Genomic DNA, 19,234 nt, shown 5'->3' with positions numbered 1-19,234 from the left:
GCAAAGGAAAAGTGAGGTGACAAATTATGGGCTTCTTTGGCGGCGGCTGCGGTTACGGATATGGATACGGCGGCGGTTACGGTTACGGCGGTTCAACATTCGTTCTTATCGTCGTATTGTTCATCTTGTTAATTATTGTTGGAGCTAGCTTCTATAACTAATACAGGATGCTTATCAGGGGATTGACTCCTTCCCTGTTGATTCCCAATACCCTTTTTCAAAACAAGCAAGTTGAGATTGATCCAACATCTAGGGTCAATCTCTTTCTTTTTGTGGACTCCAAACCTATCTAGACAATTCACCAAACCTGCCCTTTTTTCATAGGATACATAAGTTAAAGAAGGAGGCGTGGTGTTACACATGGATAACGGGTTCTTTAAAAACGTTGAAAAGAAAACTGGCGTGAACATGAATGATATCTTTGCGCTAGCTAACTCATTACAAAATGCGAATTTCAAGGACGAAAAAACAGTGCGAGGTGTAATCCGTCAAGTATCCCAAATAGCTGGTAAGCCAGTATCAAGGGAAATGGAAGACAAAATTGTCTCGTCAATCATCAAAGATGGCAAGTCATTAGACTTCAATTCGATTTCAAAAATGATTAATAAAAAATAACTTTAGGGTACGAAAAAACGCATGGACTATTTGAGGTCCATGCGTTTTTATTTATATGTCCACTTGAATCCATACCTAACTATTTTAATATTGATAAAAATCGCGATGGATTGGCCTTTTTGCCACGAATTCGCTCTGGAATTGATAAATACAATTCATCCTGAGCACGCGTTACTGCTACATATAGTAACCGTCGTTCTTCTTCAAGTGGAGCCTGATCTCCGCCACGCAGCGATTCCAACGAATAATCATGGGGGATCGTTCCGTCGACTGTCCCCAACACATAAACAGTATTATACTCAAGCCCTTTTGAACGATGAATCGTACTTAACGTAACCGCATCCTGAACATTTTTAGAAATGACCTTCATTTCTTTATTCATCGCCTTCATGTGGTCGGTATGCTCAAGAAACTCGGCCACATTCGTAAAGTTCTTCGCTGCAACCTTTAAATCACGCACATCGTCTGAGCCTTTATCAAGCATATTACCTTCATTGCCGCGTTTCTTGACAAAATCAGCAAATCCAAGCTCCTTTTCCACTGTTTCAATCGCAACAGCTGGGGACAATGTCCCTAAGCCCCGCAATATAGGAACCAGTTTTTTTAACTTCCGAGCTTGAAAAGCATACGACGTTTTCAGCCGTGACAGTGATTCAAGCATTGTGCAGTCTGATAAAATACTATCAGCTTTAATGTCTTGAAGTGCATTTTGCCGAATAAACATAGCAGGCAACACCGCCTGAATAGCATGTTGGTCATCCTCGTTCACACTCAAACGTAAAAAAGCGAGCATCCCTTTAACGATGAAGCGATCATAAAAGGACTCGATATCCTGATCAATTTTAAACGGAATGCTGGAATGAACAAGCCGTTCAAACACGGCTCGGCTCCCCGTATTGGTCCGAAACAATATCGCAAAATCGCTTGGACGCTTACCCTGTCCGATTTTTTCCAACAAGTCAGTTAAAATCATCGTTGCTTCTTCTTCTTCATCATAAGGATAGAAAGCAATCGGCGCCTGATGATAACTGGATTGGGCATTCATCGATTTAGTACGACGGCGCTTATTTTGGCTGATAATCTTATTGGCAACAGAGACGATTTCATGGCTTGAACGGTAGTTTTGATCGAGTACAACCGTTTGCGCATTTGGAAAATCATACTCAAAATCAAGCAAGTATGACGGATCACTTCCACGGAACGCGTAGATGGATTGATCATCATCGCCAACCCCGCATACATTTTTCGATCTCGCCGACAGCAATTTAATCAATTCATACTGCACCTTGTTAATATCCTGCAGCTCGTCGATTAAAAAATATTGAAAGCGATTTTGATAGGTTACAAGCAGAGCTGGGTCATCAAGGAACAGCTGATAACAGCCAATCAACATATCGTCAAAATCAAACAAATGGTTGTTGCGCAAGGATTCCTCGTAATGCTTGTACAAAATCGCAACCTTTTCCTCCCAAGCATCAGCCGGTTTAACGGTATCTGGCCATTCAAGGTTGTTTTTCCAGTAGCTGATTTTTTGTAAGGCTAGGTCATAGGAAAATTCCTTTTCGTCCAACTCCAGCCCTTTGCCAGCCTCTTTTAAAATTTGTTCCTTCTGCCAATCTTTTTTCAACAGATTGCGAGAATCCCATTTTTCACGGGCATGGAAAGCTAGTATCCGGTAGAAAATACTGTGAAATGTGCCTGTGACAAGTCCATTAATTAGGCTTGGCGAAAGCTTCGGGTATCGAGTTAGTCGCTCCTTCATTTCCGCTGCAGCTTTCGCAGTAAACGTCACAAGCATAATTGAATTTGGCGCGATTCGTTTTTCAACAAGCATGAATGCTGTCCGTGCCGTTAATACTCGCGTTTTTCCACTACCGGCTCCGGCGAGAACGAGAAGTGGACCTTCAGTGTTCGTTACAGCAGCAGCCTGGCTTGCATCAAGCATAAACCCTGCTTGGGCCAACTCCGCTAAATAAGGATGCGTTGCATCACTTTGATAGGCAGCTGCTTTCGCAAACGGTCGATCAACCTTTAACTGCTTTGGGCGTTTCTTGGCAGCTTGCCGAGTTGCCGTTGCAGAAGAAGATGTCGCTGTAGCTGAACCAACTGAGCGGGATACGGGGATGCGGAAGCCGTTTCGTTCAATATAGCCGTCATCACTCGTGGTAGCTATAACTTTTGGTTCCTCAAATAATTGCTCAGGAAGATCATCACAAACGTCACTAGACGCAACAACATGAAAGAAATGCGGTTCTTCCATAATCCCCAAATACAAGCGAACCGCAGCGCCACAGCTAGGGCAGGCTAGTTCACCTTTTTTACCAGCTTCATAGATTCGTTGATATTGCTCGCGATTAAGCTTTTCTAAATGGATTTTATCATCAAGGAAAATAGCAGTTTTCATAGGAGGGTACCTCTTTTTAATTATATTGGAGGCATTTTTGCAAAATCAATATACAAAAGCCTATGGTTTATCTGTGAAAAATAATACAAAAATAATCATATCAAAATTTTACCCCAAGCTAAAGACAGAAAAGTTACCAAACAAAAACATGCAGAGGTGTAATGTCCCCTGCATGTGCTATCATCTTCAACGTATATGTCCTTGTTTATCCTAAAGCTTTTTTCATAGTCCGATGCGGAATTCCAGCATCTAAAAATTCTTCAGAAACGATTTCATAGCCTAGTTTTGAATAAAAAGGGATGGCTTGTGTTTGCGCATTGAGCTTCAATTGGGAAATTCCTAGCTCATGTGCATACTCTTCGATTCGTTCCATTAGTACTTTACCAACACCTGTGCCACGCTGCTCCTTCACTACACAAATCCGCTCGACTTTGCCGATTCCTTCAAGTACCCGGAAGCGTCCAGCAGCAATGGCTGCACATGATGCATCATACAGGACAAAATGGGCAGCACTTGTTTCATGCTCATCGATTTCTTCTTCTGCCGGTACGTTTTGTTCTTCAATGAAAACCTTGCTGCGTATGCTATAGGCGTCTTGTAATTCTTGGTCGTTTGTTACGATTTTAACCTGCATTTTCACTATTCCTTTCCAAATCGAAATGTTTCATAAACAGTCCAAGCTCCGTTTTCAAGCTGATACAATAAATGGAAGCGGTCACAGAGTTCTTCATGCTCAATTTTCATCATGCGTAGTTGCCCGTAGACATCGGAATGTTCATCATTTGAAAGCTGCTGCCCGATGGTAATATGCGGTACAAAGCTATATTCCGGGGCATCACCGATTATATCCGTGTGTAGCGCCAGCTGTAGCTTTGCCAATGGTTCAATCGGATCGATTTTAAAATAAATCACATTGTTCACAGGTTTAAACGAACTGACCTTTAACACTCTCAAAGGGAACGGTCTTGTAGCGCTAGCGATTTGCGTAAGTCTTTGGCTAAGATCCTTAAATTGGTCCTCAGCGGCCTCAAATGGCCCCTTCAAGGTTATATGCGGTGATATCAAGGCGTAATGCGGGTCGTACCGTTTTCGGTAGGAATTCGCGAGATCCTGCAGCTTTTTTGAGGGGAAAATCGCAACACCAAATTTCATATCATTACCTCCCAGATCATTCCAATTGATATGTGGTCATTTATATTCATTTGAAAAATATGGTTATCATTTAAGTTTATGATGAGTATTATAGCAAAATTTCATTATCAAACCTATTATTTGGCATTACAGCTAATCTTTATGATTTTTGGAAAAATAAAGATTGTAATACGCTTCGTAAATCTGGTTGCCAGTAGGTCCAGGTGTGATCACCTTCGAATTCTTGATAGGTGTACGGGAAGCCTTTGGCACTGAGCAAAACCGAGAGGCGGCGATTTGGTTCGATAAAATTCTCAAGTTTGCCGCGGGTAGTTTTCACAGAAGTCTCCTCGGTGCCGACAACATGATAAATTTCGAGTAAAGCGGGATGATTAAATGCTTTAATAGTGGAAATCAAGCTTGAATGAGCATAAGGTGACTGCAAGGCGACTTTTCCAAATGTGTGTGGATAAGTGAGGGCAGCTTTGAAGGCGGTATAGCCAGCTAGAGAATCACCGATTAACGCGCGCCCCATTCCGATTTGGTAAGTGGGAAAGGCATGATCCAAATAAGGAACAAGCTCCTGAGCCAAAAATTGCAGAAATGCTTGCGACTGTTCGCCCTCTGGATGATATTTATCGTGGCGATCCTTACCACTCTTATAGGGAACTCCGACAATAATCAAGCGCTCGATTTCGTTTCGCTCGAGCAGTTCATCGGCTAGTTTAGCAATTCCACCGAGCTGAAAATAGTCCACTCCATCTAGTGCAATTAAAACATGGTATTTATAAAGGGGCGAGAATGTCGCTGGTAAATAAACCAGCAAATCCACCGTTTCACCTAGCTTGTGACTGTAGAGATTGTGATCCTGGATAGTTCCGCGAGGGAAAACCATCGGCGACTACTCCTTTCATTTTGGGGTGGTTACGGATTGTTTAGGAAAAATTTTAACATATAACCATGGTGAAATTGAAGAAACCAATGCACTATTTATATGAAGATTTAAGGATGCGGAATTGGTTGACATTTTTTTGATTATGAATATAATAATAAATATGCCTTTAAAACTGAATTTTACTTTGCTCTGATTGCTTAGTATATTACGATCCGATAGTTCAGTGGGAGAATACATCCTTGACAGGGATGGGGTCGGGGGTTCGAATCCCTCTCGGATCATCAAAAAAAGTCCTAACATTAATTAAAATGTTAGGACTTTTTTATGTTTTTGTTTAGTTTGTGAATTACATTCTTCAAAATAGATTTATGCGAACGTATGTGCTATGATTATTATAGAGCCAATCTAATAAAGGGGTTGATTTTAGTGAAAAGGGTATGGGCTTACTACCGTGTCTCAACTAAAAGTCAGGTCCTACAACATGATATTACTTTACAGAGAAAAGCCTGTTTAGAATATGTATCAAATTTACAAAATTGTATCATCGAGCGTGAAATAGAAGAGTTGGCTGTTTCTGGATATAGTAAAACAATAGAAAAACGTGAAGGTTTAAATAGAATTCTACTAGGTGCAAAGCAAAAAGAATTTGATGTTCTATTGGTTTTTATGCTGGATAGGATTGGAAGAAAAAAAGAGGAAATGGAATTTTTCTTTGATACTTTCAAGGCTGCTGAAGTTGAGATTTGGTCTGTAATTGATGGAAAGTTTTCAGGCTTTTCAAATGATGAAATGAAGTACTTTGACCAATCTTCAAAAGAAGTTGAAAAGACATCCCAGAGAGTAAAAAAACGTTTTGCTCAATTGAAAGAGGAAGGTTCATTTACTGGAGGGTCTGCACCCTACGGGTATAAATTAGTTAAGGTAAACGGCATATCAGAACTTGTAATTAATCCAACCGAAGCTGATGTTGTTAACAAAATATTTAATTTAGCGTGTATAAATCAATTTGGTTCATGCAAGATTACACAAGTGCTAAACAATCAAAAAATAAAAACACGCCATGGCAAGCAATGGATTTATACTACTATTACCAGAATATTGAGAAACCCAGTTTACATCGGTTTCCCAGCCTTTAATAAATATTCAAATTTGAACGGGAGACATAAGCGTTCTGAATGGAAACCGCAACCTAAAAATGAGAAGTTAATTATTGTTGATGAAAAAATATTTAGTGAAACTCAAAAATTAATGGATAAGAGGATACCACATAACAATTATTCGGGGGTGACACCAAAGGAAGAATTCTTACTAAATGATCTATGTTTCTGTGGTTATTGTGGAAAAAAGCTAAAATCCGAAATTAATAGGGGAAGACCAAAATCATTAAATAGAAATAATATTGATGCCAAAATATACCGGCGTTATGTATGTGATTATTCAAAAAATCACCATATTCTACATAATCAAAGAGATTTTGGAGCTGAAAAGCACGAGGAATTAGTTATTTCATCATTACAAAAATTAATTGAAAGCAATAATATCATAATAGATAATACAAATCTCATTAGAGACAAAGGATTCATTACGGAGAAAATAGATAAATTGAAAGAAGAATTAAAACTCATGTATTCCTTGTACTTTATGATGAAAAATGCAAAAGAGTTGTCTAAAATTAATAAGGTTGAAAATGACATACATGATTTGAACATAGAACTTTTTCACCTTGATAATCGTCTTTGTAACCTGTTAAGTAAAGAACAGTCTTTCAATTTTTTAAAATACGAATTAATTAATTGGAATAAAAGGTTTGAGGAATGCAATATTATTGAAAAATGGGTAATGATTGAAAGAATCGTTGAAAAGGTAATTTTAGAAAAAGAAGGATATACTATTATTACTAAAGATTACATAAAATCACCAGCAAACTTTCGAGTGGTTAAATAGACCTTTTTGGTATATCATTTTTAATAAATCACGAATTAGAACGAAATTAAAAAGCACATTTCATTGGATTTGGAATGTGCTTTTTTCTGTGCAGAATTCGTGTTAAAATGATTCGTATTTATCTATTATCATCTTCTATTACTTTTTTAGATTAGTGAAATAATATTATCAATAAAAATAAATCTAGGATGGAATAAATCATGCTAAGAATAAGTAATATTAAGCTTCGTGCTGACTTTGAACCAAGTAAGGAAAGTGAACTTTTGGCTCAGAAAATCCAGAAAAAACTAAGAGTCAAGCAGGACAGAATATTGTCTTTTAGTATTTCGAAAAAGTCAATTGATGCCAGGGAAAAAAATAATGTCCAGCTTGTTTATTCTGTGGATGTTGAAATGGAAAACGAGAAATTGTATTTGGGCATAAAAGATGTTTCGTCAATCAAACCTCTTGAATACATGATTAAGAAAACAAAAAAAACCACCCGTCCTGTTGTTGTAGGCAGTGGACCTGCTGGACTTTTCTGTGCCTTGGTATTAGCAGAACATGGTTTAAACCCGATTGTTGTCGAGCAAGGAATGGACGTCGATCGCCGAAAATTGGCTGTTGAAAAGTTTTGGAAGGAAGGAGTGCTTGATACAAATAGCAATGTCCAGTTTGGTGAGGGTGGAGCAGGGACCTTTTCCGATGGTAAATTAACAACTGGCATAAAAAATACAAGGATTCCGAAAATATTAAAGGAATTCGTAGACGCTGGTGCTCCTCGGGAGATAGCCTATTTGGCAAAACCCCATATTGGAACTGATATTTTAATAACGGTAGTTAGAAATATCCGTAAAAAAATTGAACATCTCGGTGGGGAAGTGTATTTCGAAACAAAAATGCAGGACCTTATTATTGAGAATGATCAAGTTAGAGGTGTGGTCCTAGAGCGGCAAGGGGAGACTGAGTCAATCGAAACCGATGCTGTTGTACTGGCAATCGGGCATAGTGCTCGCGATACTTTTTATAAGCTAAAGGATTTAGGGGTAGATATGATTCCGAAACCTTTTGCTGTTGGTGTCCGTATTGAACATCATCAAAAAGACATTGATGCACAGCAATTCGGCTGCTTTGCGAGTAGCCCATTATTAGGTGCGTCTGAATATAAGTTGAATGCCCACCTTCCTAGTGGACGGGGTGTTTACACGTTCTGCATGTGCCCAGGTGGTCATGTTGTCGCTTCCGCATCAGAAAAAAATACTGTCGTTACAAATGGGATGAGCTATAGCGCAAGAAGTGGTGAAAATGCTAACAGCGCATTGCTTGTTTCTGTAACACCAAATGATTTTAATGGAGAGGTTTTGGCAGCTATCGAGTTCCAAAGGAAGCTTGAGCGGAAAGCATTTGAACTTGGTGGGAGCAATTATTTTGCACCAGTTCAATTGGTCGGTGATTTCTTAGTCAATAAGGGCAGCAAACAACTCGGTGATATTATGCCAACATATTCCCCAGGAGTTACGCCGACAGATTTAAGAGAATGTCTGGATGATTTTATCATTGATAGTATAAAAGATGGATTGCAAGTAATGAATAAAAAACTCTCAGGCTTTATCAGACATGATGCAGTATTATCAGCTGTCGAAAGTCGGAGTTCATCACCGGTTACCATTAAGCGAAACCTGCTGACATTTGAGTCGAATATCAAGGGCTTATACCCTTGTGGTGAAGGGGCAGGTTATGCTGGTGGCATCACATCCAGTGCCGTTGACGGCATAAAATGTGCAGAAGCGTTAATGGAAATTGAAGCGTAAATTTGGAGTTTAATTGAGAAATTAGTAATTATAGATTAAAACAGAGGGTGTTCCAACTATGGTCACCCTCTGTGTTTTATTAAAGAGAAATTGTTCAAGAAGCAGTTTCTGATAGTTGCAGTTTATCTAGGTTTTTCCAATACTTTATAAAGAATTTTAGTGAAAAAAAGCGAAAGAATGGATCCTGCTAATAAAAATGCCATATCCAACTGGGCGTCCCATACGTCTCCTTGCATGCCTAAAAAATCTTTTGTGGCTTTCCCTTCTTTCCCTATTTTTGTACTTGTCCACTCGATGATTTCGTAGAATGCCCCGATTGCTAGTGTTATACATAGAGCAATAAAATTGGTTGTTTTACTTTTCAATAAAGTTGTTTTCTTCAATAATATCTCTAGTATAACTATGACCATAGAGCCCTTAAGGAAATGACCAAACCGATCATAGTGGTTTCTTTTTAAATCAAAATAATCTTTGATCCATGTAAAGAGGGGAACTTTGGAATAAGAATAATGTCCTCCAATAATCGTTAAGATGACAAGAAGGCTAATAATGACATAGGAAACAGTTGTTAGACGAAAATGATTGTAGCTTGAAATCAAGAATATTAAGACTAATAATGAAGGTGAAACCTCCATCAACCAGACCTTGTAACCTTCCTCAGGTTTAATCATGGACCAAATAAGAATAAGCATAACAACAAATAACAAGAAAAAATGTATCGAACTAGCTTTTTTACGTGACACTCAAATCACTCCATCAAAAGACAAGATGAATATAGTATTAGTTAAAATTTAAAAAATATAGAAAGAGGTATGGGGTGCTAGGTTCTGAAATAAGAAAACTTTACATAGGAGTGAAATAAATGAAACGCTTATCAATTTTAGTAGCTGATGATGAGGCGGAAATTGCTGTTCTGATTGCTATCCATTTAGAAAAAGAAGGATACCATGTGATTAAAGCATCAGATGGACAAGAGGCTGTAAATATAGTCGAGTCTCAGCCGGTTGATTTGCTGATATTAGATATCATGATGCCGAAAATGGATGGATATGAAGTCACTCGTCGCATTCGCGAACAATATAATATGCCCATCATTTTTTTGAGTGCTAAAACATCTGATTTCGATAAAGTACAGGGACTGGTAATTGGTGCAGATGATTATATGACTAAACCATTTACTCCGATAGAATTGGTTGCCCGTGTAAATGCACAGCTTCGACGTTTTCTGAAGCTAAACCAACCGAAAGCAGATAATAAAACCTGCTTGGAATATGGTGGATTAGTGATTACAGCTGAAAAGCGCACAGTAACTTTATACGGTGAGAATATCGAGCTTACGCCGAAAGAGTTTGACATTTTGTATTTACTTGCGAGTTATCCAAAGAAGGTATATAGTGTCGAAAATATTTTTCATCACGTCTGGGGAGAAACATACTTCGAAAGTGGCAATACGGTAATGGTACACATACGTACGTTGCGGAAAAAACTTGAAGAAGGTAAACATAACCACAAATGGATTAAAACGGTGTGGGGAGTGGGGTATTCCTTCAATGGCTAAAATGGTGCACAGCTTTCGGTCAAAGATGGCGCTATTATTTGGCTTAAGTATGTTGTTGTCAGGAATCATTACCTATTCCTTCTTTAAGGTGCTCCAATACTATTATCATACATATGTCCAATTCGGCGAAACGCTGTTTTTTTATCGTCAAATCCTGAAATATATTGGCGATATTAATTTCTTTTTATTGATATTTATTCCACTTTCTTTCTTGATCTTTTATTTACTTACTAAACGTTATTCAGTGTACTTCAAAGAGATTTCCACTGGTATTGGCCATCTAGCACATGGCGATTTCTCCTATCGTGTAAAAATAGAATCAAATGATGAATTTGAAAATATTGCACAAGATATTAATCTAGCAAATGAAAAATTGCAACTTGCCATTGAAAGGGGAGACTTCTCGGAAAGTAGTAAAGATCAGTTAGTTGTAAATTTAGCTCATGATCTCCGGACACCGCTCACCTCCGTTTTAGGATATTTAGATTTAATCCTTAAGGATGAGAACTTGACACAAGACCAAGTTAGACATTATTTGACGATTGCCTTTACCAAATCTCAGCGTTTAGAAAGTCTAATTGAAGAATTATTTGAAATAACTAGAATGAACTATGGTATGCTTCCAATTGAAAAAAAGAGAATCAATTTAACTGACCTGCTTTATCAATTAAATGAAGAATTGTATCCTGCATTCAAAAAGAATCATATAGTTGCTCGAATGGAGAGTAGTGCCCATTTACACATTTTGGGCGATGGAGAATTGTTAGCACGTGTGTTTGAAAATCTTCTGACCAATGCCATTCGTTATGGAAATGAAGGTCAGTATGTCGATATTAACGGCTTTATTGAAGCGGATGAAGTGGTTGTTCAAGTAGTGAATTATGGAGATAGCATTCCTCCAGCTGAAATCCCGCATCTCTTTGATATGTTTTATACTGGTGATAAAGCCCGAACGCATCAAGGCGGTGGCACGGGGATTGGCTTGTTCATTGCCAAGAATATTGTGGAACAGCATAATGGAACCATTACTGTGGAAAGTAGCATAATCCGGACCATTTTTGAAGTACGCTTACCTCAGGATAGTGGAAAAATAGAACATGTTTAACATCCATGTAAAGGATTTAAGAAAAATTTAAACTTTACCCCACACTTTATTTAAATAGTTTTCCCTAGACTTATAAGCAGATAAGCTTAAGGAGGAAACGAATGAATGAAGAGGTGGGGCTTTTTATTTTTATTATTGTGCCTAGGATTAACTTTTGTTAATTTAGAAACATTTTCTGAACCGAATGTAAAAATACAAAACGATAATCAATCTGAAAAGACAATAACAGAGGATGGAAGACTTTCTGAGAATATCAACAGAGTTGAAATAACAGAAGACCAAATCTATCAAGGCGATTTGCTTTTGGTTAACAATAACTATCCTGTTCATCAAGAGAGTATTAAATCGGATATAGTAAATTTATCGGCTAATTCTGACCTGGCTCAAAGTTATGCGTTGTTAGGCAGTGACATATATTTATCAGCGGATATTGCTCATAAATTCAAAGAGATGGTTGAGTCTGCAAAAAAAGAGGGCCTTCAATATTTCGCCATCACTAGTGGTTTTCGAGACTTTGATGAGCAAAGCGTCCTTTATCAAAATATGGGATCTGCTTATGCCTTGCCACCTGGCTATAGTGAACACAATTTAGGCTTGTCTCTTGATGTAGGTTCGACGCAAATGAAAATGGCTGTAGCGCCAGAAGGAAAGTGGATAGAAGAAAATGCTTGGAAATTCGGTTTCGTTTTACGGTATCCAAAGGACAAAGCTAAGATCACAGGCATTCAGTATGAGCCTTGGCATATTCGCTATGTTGGATTGCCTCACAGTGCAATTATGAAGGAAAAGAATTTTTCTTTAGAGGAATATATGGATTTCTTAACAGAACAAAAGTCCATTTCAACTACTATAGATGGTGATAAGTATGAAATCACATATTACCCTCTTTCCGAAGATACGACAATCCAGGTGCCTTCTAATCTGCCTTGGGAGATTTCAGGCAACAATATCGATGGTGTAATTGTGACAGTATATCCCAAAACAATAAACAATGATCGCAAAGAGGTAAGGATGGCGCAATGAAAAAAATGAAATTAATGAACAAAATAATTGTTCTTTTACTATTTGTTGCTTATTTGTGCGGATTGCTTAAAATCATCTTATTTAAATTCTATTGGAGAGATATGACCTTTCTCAAGGACCAACTTCAGAAGAATCTAGAGAATCCAACTCATCTTATGTCCCAATTGCAAAGCGGTAATGTGATCCCGTTTAAAACCATATTCATTAATATTCATAGCCTATCGGGGTGGCATGATTTTAGTAATTTGGTTGGGAATATCGTAGCGTTCATCCCGTTTGGAATCTTTCTTGTATTATTGTCTAAAAATAATAAGTTATCATTTATTGGCGGATTAACTTTATCTTTGAGTTTAAGTTTATGCTTGGAATGTCTTCAGGTTGTATTTTCTCTCGGAATTTTTGATGTAGATGATCTAATTTTAAATACCTCTGGAGGAGTGCTTGGCTATGGTGCTATCAAGCTTTATGGGAAGGAAGTTGAACCGAACTATAAATTAAATTAAAAATGCACATTTATCGCACATTTTTAAATTGCCTCTGTAGGTTTTAGTAGTTTTTTGTAGGTCTCGTTATATGCTTTGAATATTCACATAATAGCGATGACATAAGACTACTAATTTAGGAGGATTTTTAAATGAGGAAGTTTGGGCTAGCTTCGCAAATTTTTGTTGCACTTGTTCTCGGGATAGTTGTTGGTGCTTTATTTCATGGAAATGAAACAGTCATGGCCATTATCGCTCCAATTGGCGATATTTTTATTCGTTTAATAAAAATGATTGTTGTCCCTATAGTTATCGCTGCATTAGTAGTCTCAATCGCGGGAGTTGGCGATATTAAAAAACTGGGGAAACTGGGGGGAAAAACCCTTCTATATTTTGAGATTGTCACAACCATTGCAATTGCGATAGGCTTACTATCGGCAAATTTATTCCATCCTGGTGCTGGTTTAGATACTAGTAACCTTGAAAAAAGTGATATATCCAAATACGAGGCAACGACGAAAACAGCTGAAACGCAAAGCTTTTCAGACACGATAGTTCATATTGTTCCGAAAAATATATTTGAATCTATTGCTCAAGGCGATTTATTGCCGATTATTTTCTTCTCTGTGTTTTTTGGTTTAGGAATAGCGGCAGTAGGAGAAAAAGGAAAACCTGTTCTTAGTTTTTTTGAAGGTGTATTAGATGCAATGTTTTGGATAACCAATCAAGTGATGAAGTTCGCTCCGTTTGGTGTATTTGCGCTGATAGGAATAACAGTTGCCAAATTTGGGATCACTTCATTAATTCCATTAGGGAAATTAGTGATTGCTGTTTATGCTACAATGGTATTTTTTGTGATTGTCGTTCTGGGGATGATTGCGAAAATGTCAGGAACAAATATTTTTCTTTTAATGAAAGTTTTAAAAGACGAACTCATTTTGGCATTTACTACTGCAAGTTCAGAGGCAGTATTGCCAAGACTTATGGATAAAATGGAGAAGTTTGGTTGCCCGAAATCCATTACTTCTTTTGTTATTCCTACAGGCTATACATTTAATTTAGATGGTTCATCCATTTATCAAGCATTGGCATCACTTTTCGTCGCACAAATGTATGGAATTCATTTATCATTGACCCAACAAATTACATTGTTGTTAGTATTAATGTTAACCTCCAAAGGAATGGCCGGTGTTCCTGGTGCCTCCTTCGTTGTCGTATTAACAACACTTGGGTCTATGGGACTGCCGCTTGAGGGAGTCGCATTTATTGCGGGTATTGATCGGTTGTTGGATATGGCACGAACTTCGGTGAATGTCTTGGGAAATTCTTTAGCGACCATTGTTATGTCAAAATGGGAAGGTCAATTTGATCAAGAAAAAGCAAATGATTACTTAAATACAGCTAAGCAAGCCGAAGTTGCTTAAAACATTTAAACATTACCAACTGCATTACGGTTAAGAGGTTAATTACGACAGGTTGTGTTAAACTTAGATAACATATTGTAGGGATTACTCACATTTTGAGGAGGAATAGAGCGTGAAGGATTCATTACAGAATGAAGTTCAAGCACTATATCATAATCTCATTGATGCTTGGAATAGACGTGATGCACTGGGAATGTCAGTACAATTCGCAGAACACGGAGTTCAAATTGGATTTGATGGGAGTATGGTCATTGGTCAGGAGGAAATACTAACTCATCTTAAGCCCATCTTTGAAAGCCATCCGACTGCTCCTTTTGTAACTAAAATTAAAAATATTCGGCGTCTTGGAACTGATGCTGCTATTTTACACGCAATTGCTGGAATGATCCCACCTGGGAAATCGGATATAGAGCCAGCAGTGAATGCTCAGCAAACTTTAGTTGCTGTGAAACAAGACAAAGGCTGGTGTATCGAGCTTTTTCAAAATACCCCTGCTCAGTTTCATGGCAGACCAGAGTTAGTCGAGGAAATGACTGAGGAGTTAAAGCAATTGCTTTAAGTCTAAACACAAAAATCATATTAAATATAAAACATCTACATGAAATTGTAGGTGTTTTTTTATATGTTTAGCAAGTTCATGTGTTAAATTTTAGTAGTTTTTAGAAATAGTTGTATAATGTAATTAAATGTTCTTCGCTAACTTGATAGATTTACAGATAAGGGGATTTGACATATGGATGGTGCTTTTATATTAACGATTATTATTATCCTTTTTGCGTTACTATTTGATGTTATTAATGGATTCCATGATACAGCCAATGCGATAGCAACGGCAATCTCTACTAAAGCGATCAAACTCCGACATGCAGTTCCGATGGCAGCATTGATGAACTTTTTAGGGGCATTAACATTTACCGGTGTTGCTAAAACGATTACTAAAGATATTGTTGATCCTTTTGCTTTACCTAATGGCTCCGAGGTGATATTGGCTGCTCTGTTAGCTGCGATTGCGTGGAATTTAATTACTTGGTATTTTGGCATACCTAGCAGTTCCTCCCATGCAATTATTGGAGCAATAGCGGGAGCAGCTATTGCAGCGGCGGGGGTTACCTCAATAAATTATGGTGGTTTTGTTAGTATTTTAGAAGGACTTATTCTCTCGCCGTTTATTGCCTTTGTATTAGGTTACATCATATATAGTATCTTAAAAGGTGTCTTCAAAAATAATAATTTAGCTAAAACGAACAAAAGGTTTCGGATTTATCAAATTTTCACCGCAGCAATCCAATCCTATTCACATGGAACAAATGATGCTCAAAAAACAATGGGAATTATTACAATGGCTTTGATCTCCAGCGGTCAATTAGCTTCGAATGATATTCCTTTTTGGGTACAATTTGCTTGCGCAGCTGCTATGGGGATTGGTACATCGATAGGTGGTTGGAGAATTATTAAAACGGTTGGTGGAAAGATTATGAAAATCCGTCCAGATAATGGTGTCGCTGCAGATGTTACGAGCGGATTGATTATCTTGGGAGCTACATATATGCATTTACCAGTAAGTACAACTCATGTTATCTCATCTTCTATTATGGGTGTTGGTGCTTCTCATCGTTTAAAAGGTGTTAAATGGAATACTGCCAAGCAGATTGTCATAACATGGGTTATTACCCTTCCAATTTCTGCTACACTATCGGGTTTAATTTATTTATTATTAGATCTTGTCATTTAATGATGTTTCTTTTGTAATAGTGAAAAAAGCAGGAAATCGTGATTGAACGATTTCCTGCTTTTTTAAATTTAATAGACCACCACCGGCTGATTAACACTTAAGTTATCATACACCGTTTTCATCACATTCGGAGGGGTGTTGACACAACCCGCCGATCCTTGGGAAAGATAGGCATCGCTTGCCCAGTTCGTCCGCCAACTAGCATCGTGGAAGCCTTGTCCAGTGTTTGTAAAGGGTGCCCAATAACTAACTTCTGCTGAATAACTACCTTTACCAACCGCAGTTCCCTTCAAAGTGTATGGAGTTTTTTTATAAAGGATGTACCATACACCTGGTGATGTATCTTCCCCCGTACTATGTTTTCCGGTAACAACATGAGTCGTAAAGACTAACTGTCCTCCTCTGTATAACCAAATGCGTTGTTCAGCAATCGATACCTCAGCGTAGGTGTCACCAATACCGTTATTAGTTGTGACATCATAGCCAATGCTCTTACTGCCCCAGGCATTGCCGTAAATATTCGAAGCTTGAGCCGATTTTTCGCCTTTTTCAAATGCTGTTTTAATCATGGCTGCTTCCTTTTCTACATTAAGGGCCCAGCCGTAACCTTGACCTTTAACTGATATAACAGAACCAGAATGGGTCGTAAACGAGAAGTCTTTACCTAATGTTGATTTGGCATTATTAATTTCGGCAATTTTGTTTGTAATATTACCAGGGTCTATTGTAACGCTTAATTCTTTTGAAACAGAAGCATTTTGAATTAGCTCTCCAGCATTTAAAGAATAAATCTGGTCTTGAACCTGATAGTCAACAGTTTGGGTTAAAAGTTGTTGCAGCTTTTCTTTTTCGTCCTTGATAATTGTGCTGTCTTCTTTAATTGGCTTGAGATAGACAGGTTTCAATTTGATTTCACTGGAATTGAGTTGGTTATCGTAGTCTTTTAATAGATTGGCAACATCATATTGTTCCCCTTTAACACTTTCTGTGACCACTATTTTACCTTGCTCTAAAATGGCTTGTGCATCTGTTGGTGCCTTTAAATTTTGATTCATTGAGATGAGCTTTTGTTCAAATTCCTTTTTCAGAACGTCGCTACGATATTTATCCTGATTGCCTGGCATTAATGGATAATTCTTTGCCATTGCTGTAGGGAAAAATGTCCATTGGTTTTTTAATAGTTTTTTCACATCTGGCAGATCCTTTTCGGTAAAGCCGAACTTAGTATCTTTTCCATCCACAATTTGCTGCTCTCCAACATATACTTCATTTTTTAAGACAGATGATTTTAATTCTTTAAGCGCCTGATTTGCTGTCATCCCGCCGACTCGTGTGCCGTTAATACTGGTATTCTTATTAAAATGGTTGGCCTGATAATAGCTTATTCCGCTTAAGATGATGGCTATTAGGATGATGACTAACGCAGTAAAAGATTTCCAATTTGAAAATCTTTTAGTAGATTTCTCCCGTATTCTATCATTTGCTTCGATTGAATCTTTAATAGCATGACCCAAAAAAACCCCCCCTTTCCTGAACAATCCATTTATCAATATCCTACAAATGTAGGCAGGGATTGTACCAAAATATTACATTATTCTATCTATTCAAAATAATACCACTATTCGTGTGGATTTTGAACCGCGAACTTTGTCGTGAACTGTCTATTGCAAAATTGTTCAGTGAAAAAATTATGTAAATATTAAAATCTTATAAAAAAGAGCTCAGATATCTGATAAAATAGTAAAGTTATTTTTATATAATTTTATCGAGGTGGAATCATTGCATAAATTATCCAACAGAGACATCATGTTTATGAGCTTCATGTTATTTTCTATGTTATTCGGTGCGGGGAATTTAATTTTTCCTGCCTTTTTGGGACAGTCTGCTGGAGAAAATGTATGGCAAGCGGTAATTGGTTTTATCATTTCTGATGCGGGCCTTTCTGTTTTGGCATTTATCGCAATTGCCAAATCTGGAACTTTCGGGTCTTTAATTAATCGAGTTCATCCTACGTTTGCTTTGCTCTTCCCGATGGCGATTTATTTATCGATTGGACCTGGGCTTGCGATTCCACGAGCTGGAAGTTTGGCTTTTGAAATGGGGGTAAAGCCATTTTTACCCACCTCAATAGAAGCTTTGCCAATCGGACTTTTACTGTATACGATTCTGTTTTTTGGTATCGTATTTTGGTTTGCCAAGTCGCCAAGTAAATTAGTAGACCGGTTTGGAAAAATTTTAACACCTGCATTACTGGTATTAATTTTAATTGTTTTTATCAAAGCCTTATTTTCCGATTTACCAAGTTTTACAGACCCATCTTTAACGTATCGAGGTAACCCCATTTCACAAGGATTTTTAGATGGATATCAAACTATGGATGCGATATGTGCATTAATTTACGGAATCGTATTTATTAATATTTTTAAAAGTAAAAACGTAAATCAGCAATCACTACAAGTTAGATATTTGGTGTTATGTGGATTTATTTGTGGTCTATTATTAGCTGCTTGCTATTTAATCATAGCGTATTTAGGTGCATCTACGAATTTATCTGGACAAGTTGAAAATGGGGCGATTGTATTAAGTACAGTCTTAAATCAATTGTTTGGTACTAGTGGAACGATTGTGTTAGGGTTAATTTTCACCTTGGCATGTTTAAGCGTTTGTATCGGTCTCATCACGTCTTGTGCACAATACTTTACAAGCGTCTTTCCGAAATTATCCTATTTACAATGGGCAGTCCTTCTATGTTTAGTCAGTGGCTTAGTTGCCAATCTAGGTTTATCGCAAATATTAAAAGTGTCTGTACCGGTGTTGGGATTACTGTATCCAATGGCAATTTCATTGATCTTTTTAGGGCTTCTCCACAACAAATTACCGTTTAAAGGGCGCCCGGTTTATGCTATGTCAATTGGTCTTGTCGGATTATTTAGCCTAATTGAAATCAGTAATTCCACTTTCCTAAATGGTTCAATTTCGCCATTATTAGCGAATGTTCCGTTGCAAACTCAAGGCTTTGGTTGGGTTATACCAGGGCTTGTTGGGGTGGTTCTCGGTAGTATTTTTGAAAAATTAAACTATGATACTGTAGAGAAAAAAACGGTTAAGAAGGCAGCATAATTTAACAAGTT

The 19,234-nt window shown here is 37.6% G+C and carries 18 protein-coding genes and 1 tRNA gene; 13 read left to right on the top strand and 6 right to left on the bottom strand.

Features of this window, described 5'->3' with window-relative positions:
• Positions 1 to 26 precede the first annotated feature (26 nt).
• Together HHO41_RS14430 and spoVIF are read left to right on the top strand one after the other, a co-directional pair.
• Entirely contained in the window at positions 27 to 161 is a 135-nt protein-coding gene (locus tag HHO41_RS14430; RefSeq protein ID WP_169099841.1) for a YjcZ family sporulation protein, read from the top strand.
• A 199-nt stretch (positions 162 to 360) separates the two neighbouring features.
• Positions 361 to 615 (top strand): sporulation-specific transcription regulator SpoVIF, encoded by a 255-nt coding sequence (gene spoVIF / locus HHO41_RS14425; protein ID WP_169099882.1) that lies wholly within the window; start codon positions 361 to 363, stop codon positions 613 to 615.
• 79 nt (positions 616 to 694) lie between these two features.
• Here the strand turns inward: spoVIF and HHO41_RS14420 are convergent, their stop codons facing one another.
• From HHO41_RS14420 to HHO41_RS14405, 4 genes are all read right to left on the bottom strand, one after another.
• Complete coding sequence (locus tag HHO41_RS14420; protein WP_169099839.1) at positions 695 to 3,019, bottom strand: UvrD-helicase domain-containing protein; 2,325 nt, start codon at positions 3,017 to 3,019, stop codon at positions 695 to 697.
• Positions 3,020 to 3,224: 205 nt separating this feature from the next.
• On the bottom strand, positions 3,225 to 3,653 hold the full coding sequence (locus tag HHO41_RS14415; protein WP_169099837.1) for a GNAT family N-acetyltransferase: 429 nt from the start codon (positions 3,651 to 3,653) through the stop codon (positions 3,225 to 3,227).
• Positions 3,654 to 3,658: 5 nt separating this feature from the next.
• Positions 3,659 to 4,171, bottom strand: a complete 513-nt coding sequence (locus HHO41_RS14410) for a YjcG family protein (RefSeq protein WP_169099835.1) — start codon at positions 4,169 to 4,171, stop codon at positions 3,659 to 3,661.
• 139 nt (positions 4,172 to 4,310) lie between these two features.
• Positions 4,311 to 5,045: an alpha/beta hydrolase gene (locus HHO41_RS14405; protein WP_169099833.1), complete on the bottom strand. Its 735-nt coding sequence runs from the start codon at positions 5,043 to 5,045 to the stop codon at positions 4,311 to 4,313.
• Between the two features lie 209 nt (positions 5,046 to 5,254).
• On the opposite strand from HHO41_RS14405, the gene HHO41_RS14400 reads away from it, so the two are divergent.
• From HHO41_RS14400 to HHO41_RS14390, 3 genes are all read left to right on the top strand, one after another.
• A tRNA-Val gene (locus tag HHO41_RS14400) sits at positions 5,255 to 5,326 on the top strand.
• A gap of 145 nt (positions 5,327 to 5,471) precedes the next feature.
• Positions 5,472 to 6,989, top strand: a complete 1,518-nt coding sequence (locus HHO41_RS14395; protein ID WP_169099831.1) for a recombinase family protein — start codon at positions 5,472 to 5,474, stop codon at positions 6,987 to 6,989.
• 200 nt (positions 6,990 to 7,189) lie between these two features.
• Positions 7,190 to 8,779, top strand: coding sequence for an NAD(P)/FAD-dependent oxidoreductase (locus tag HHO41_RS14390; protein WP_169099829.1), 1,590 nt, complete (start codon positions 7,190 to 7,192; stop codon positions 8,777 to 8,779).
• 122 nt (positions 8,780 to 8,901) lie between these two features.
• Here the strand turns inward: HHO41_RS14390 and HHO41_RS14385 are convergent, their stop codons facing one another.
• Entirely contained in the window at positions 8,902 to 9,522 is a 621-nt protein-coding gene (locus HHO41_RS14385; protein WP_169099827.1) for a DUF2238 domain-containing protein, read from the bottom strand.
• 119 nt (positions 9,523 to 9,641) lie between these two features.
• Here HHO41_RS14385 and vanR point away from each other — a divergent pair, with 119 nt between their 5' ends.
• The 7 genes from vanR (at position 9,642) to HHO41_RS14350 (ending at position 16,103) form a co-directional block, all read left to right on the top strand.
• On the top strand, positions 9,642 to 10,337 hold the full coding sequence (gene vanR, locus HHO41_RS14380; protein WP_169099825.1) for a vancomycin resistance response regulator transcription factor, VanR-F/VanR-M family: 696 nt from the start codon (positions 9,642 to 9,644) through the stop codon (positions 10,335 to 10,337).
• Positions 10,330 to 11,442: a sensor histidine kinase gene (locus HHO41_RS14375; protein WP_169099823.1), complete on the top strand. Its 1,113-nt coding sequence runs from the start codon at positions 10,330 to 10,332 to the stop codon at positions 11,440 to 11,442. The genes vanR and HHO41_RS14375 overlap by 8 nt, the downstream gene beginning before the upstream one ends.
• Positions 11,443 to 11,547: 105 nt before the next feature.
• Entirely contained in the window at positions 11,548 to 12,465 is a 918-nt protein-coding gene (vanY, locus tag HHO41_RS14370; protein WP_169099821.1) for a VanY-A/VanY-F/VanY-M family D-Ala-D-Ala carboxypeptidase, read from the top strand.
• Complete coding sequence (locus tag HHO41_RS14365) at positions 12,462 to 12,968, top strand: VanZ family protein (RefSeq protein WP_248278473.1); 507 nt, start codon at positions 12,462 to 12,464, stop codon at positions 12,966 to 12,968. The genes vanY and HHO41_RS14365 overlap by 4 nt, the downstream gene beginning before the upstream one ends.
• A 131-nt stretch (positions 12,969 to 13,099) precedes the next feature.
• Positions 13,100 to 14,371, top strand: a complete 1,272-nt coding sequence (locus HHO41_RS14360) for a cation:dicarboxylate symporter family transporter (RefSeq protein ID WP_169099819.1) — start codon at positions 13,100 to 13,102, stop codon at positions 14,369 to 14,371.
• Between the two features lie 112 nt (positions 14,372 to 14,483).
• Positions 14,484 to 14,930, top strand: coding sequence for an SgcJ/EcaC family oxidoreductase (locus HHO41_RS14355; protein ID WP_169099817.1), 447 nt, complete (start codon positions 14,484 to 14,486; stop codon positions 14,928 to 14,930).
• A 174-nt stretch (positions 14,931 to 15,104) separates the two neighbouring features.
• The gene (locus HHO41_RS14350) at positions 15,105 to 16,103 is read left to right on the top strand and encodes an inorganic phosphate transporter (protein WP_169099815.1); all 999 of its coding nucleotides are present in this window, start codon (positions 15,105 to 15,107) and stop codon (positions 16,101 to 16,103) included.
• 68 nt (positions 16,104 to 16,171) lie between these two features.
• On the opposite strand, the gene HHO41_RS14345 is transcribed toward HHO41_RS14350, so the two are convergent.
• Positions 16,172 to 17,617, bottom strand: coding sequence for a L,D-transpeptidase family protein (locus tag HHO41_RS14345; RefSeq protein WP_169099813.1), 1,446 nt, complete (start codon positions 17,615 to 17,617; stop codon positions 16,172 to 16,174).
• A gap of 265 nt (positions 17,618 to 17,882) precedes the next feature.
• Between HHO41_RS14345 and brnQ the strand changes: the two genes are divergently transcribed.
• Complete coding sequence (gene brnQ, locus HHO41_RS14340; RefSeq protein WP_169099811.1) at positions 17,883 to 19,223, top strand: branched-chain amino acid transport system II carrier protein; 1,341 nt, start codon at positions 17,883 to 17,885, stop codon at positions 19,221 to 19,223.
• Positions 19,224 to 19,234: the final 11 nt, after the last annotated feature.

Origin of the sequence: Bacillus sp. DNRA2 (genome assembly GCF_012843265.1) — a bacterium.
Classification (GTDB): Bacteria; Bacillota; Bacilli; order Bacillales; family Cytobacillaceae; genus Bacillus_BU.
This window is presented reverse-complemented; position numbering and strand designations above follow the sequence as displayed.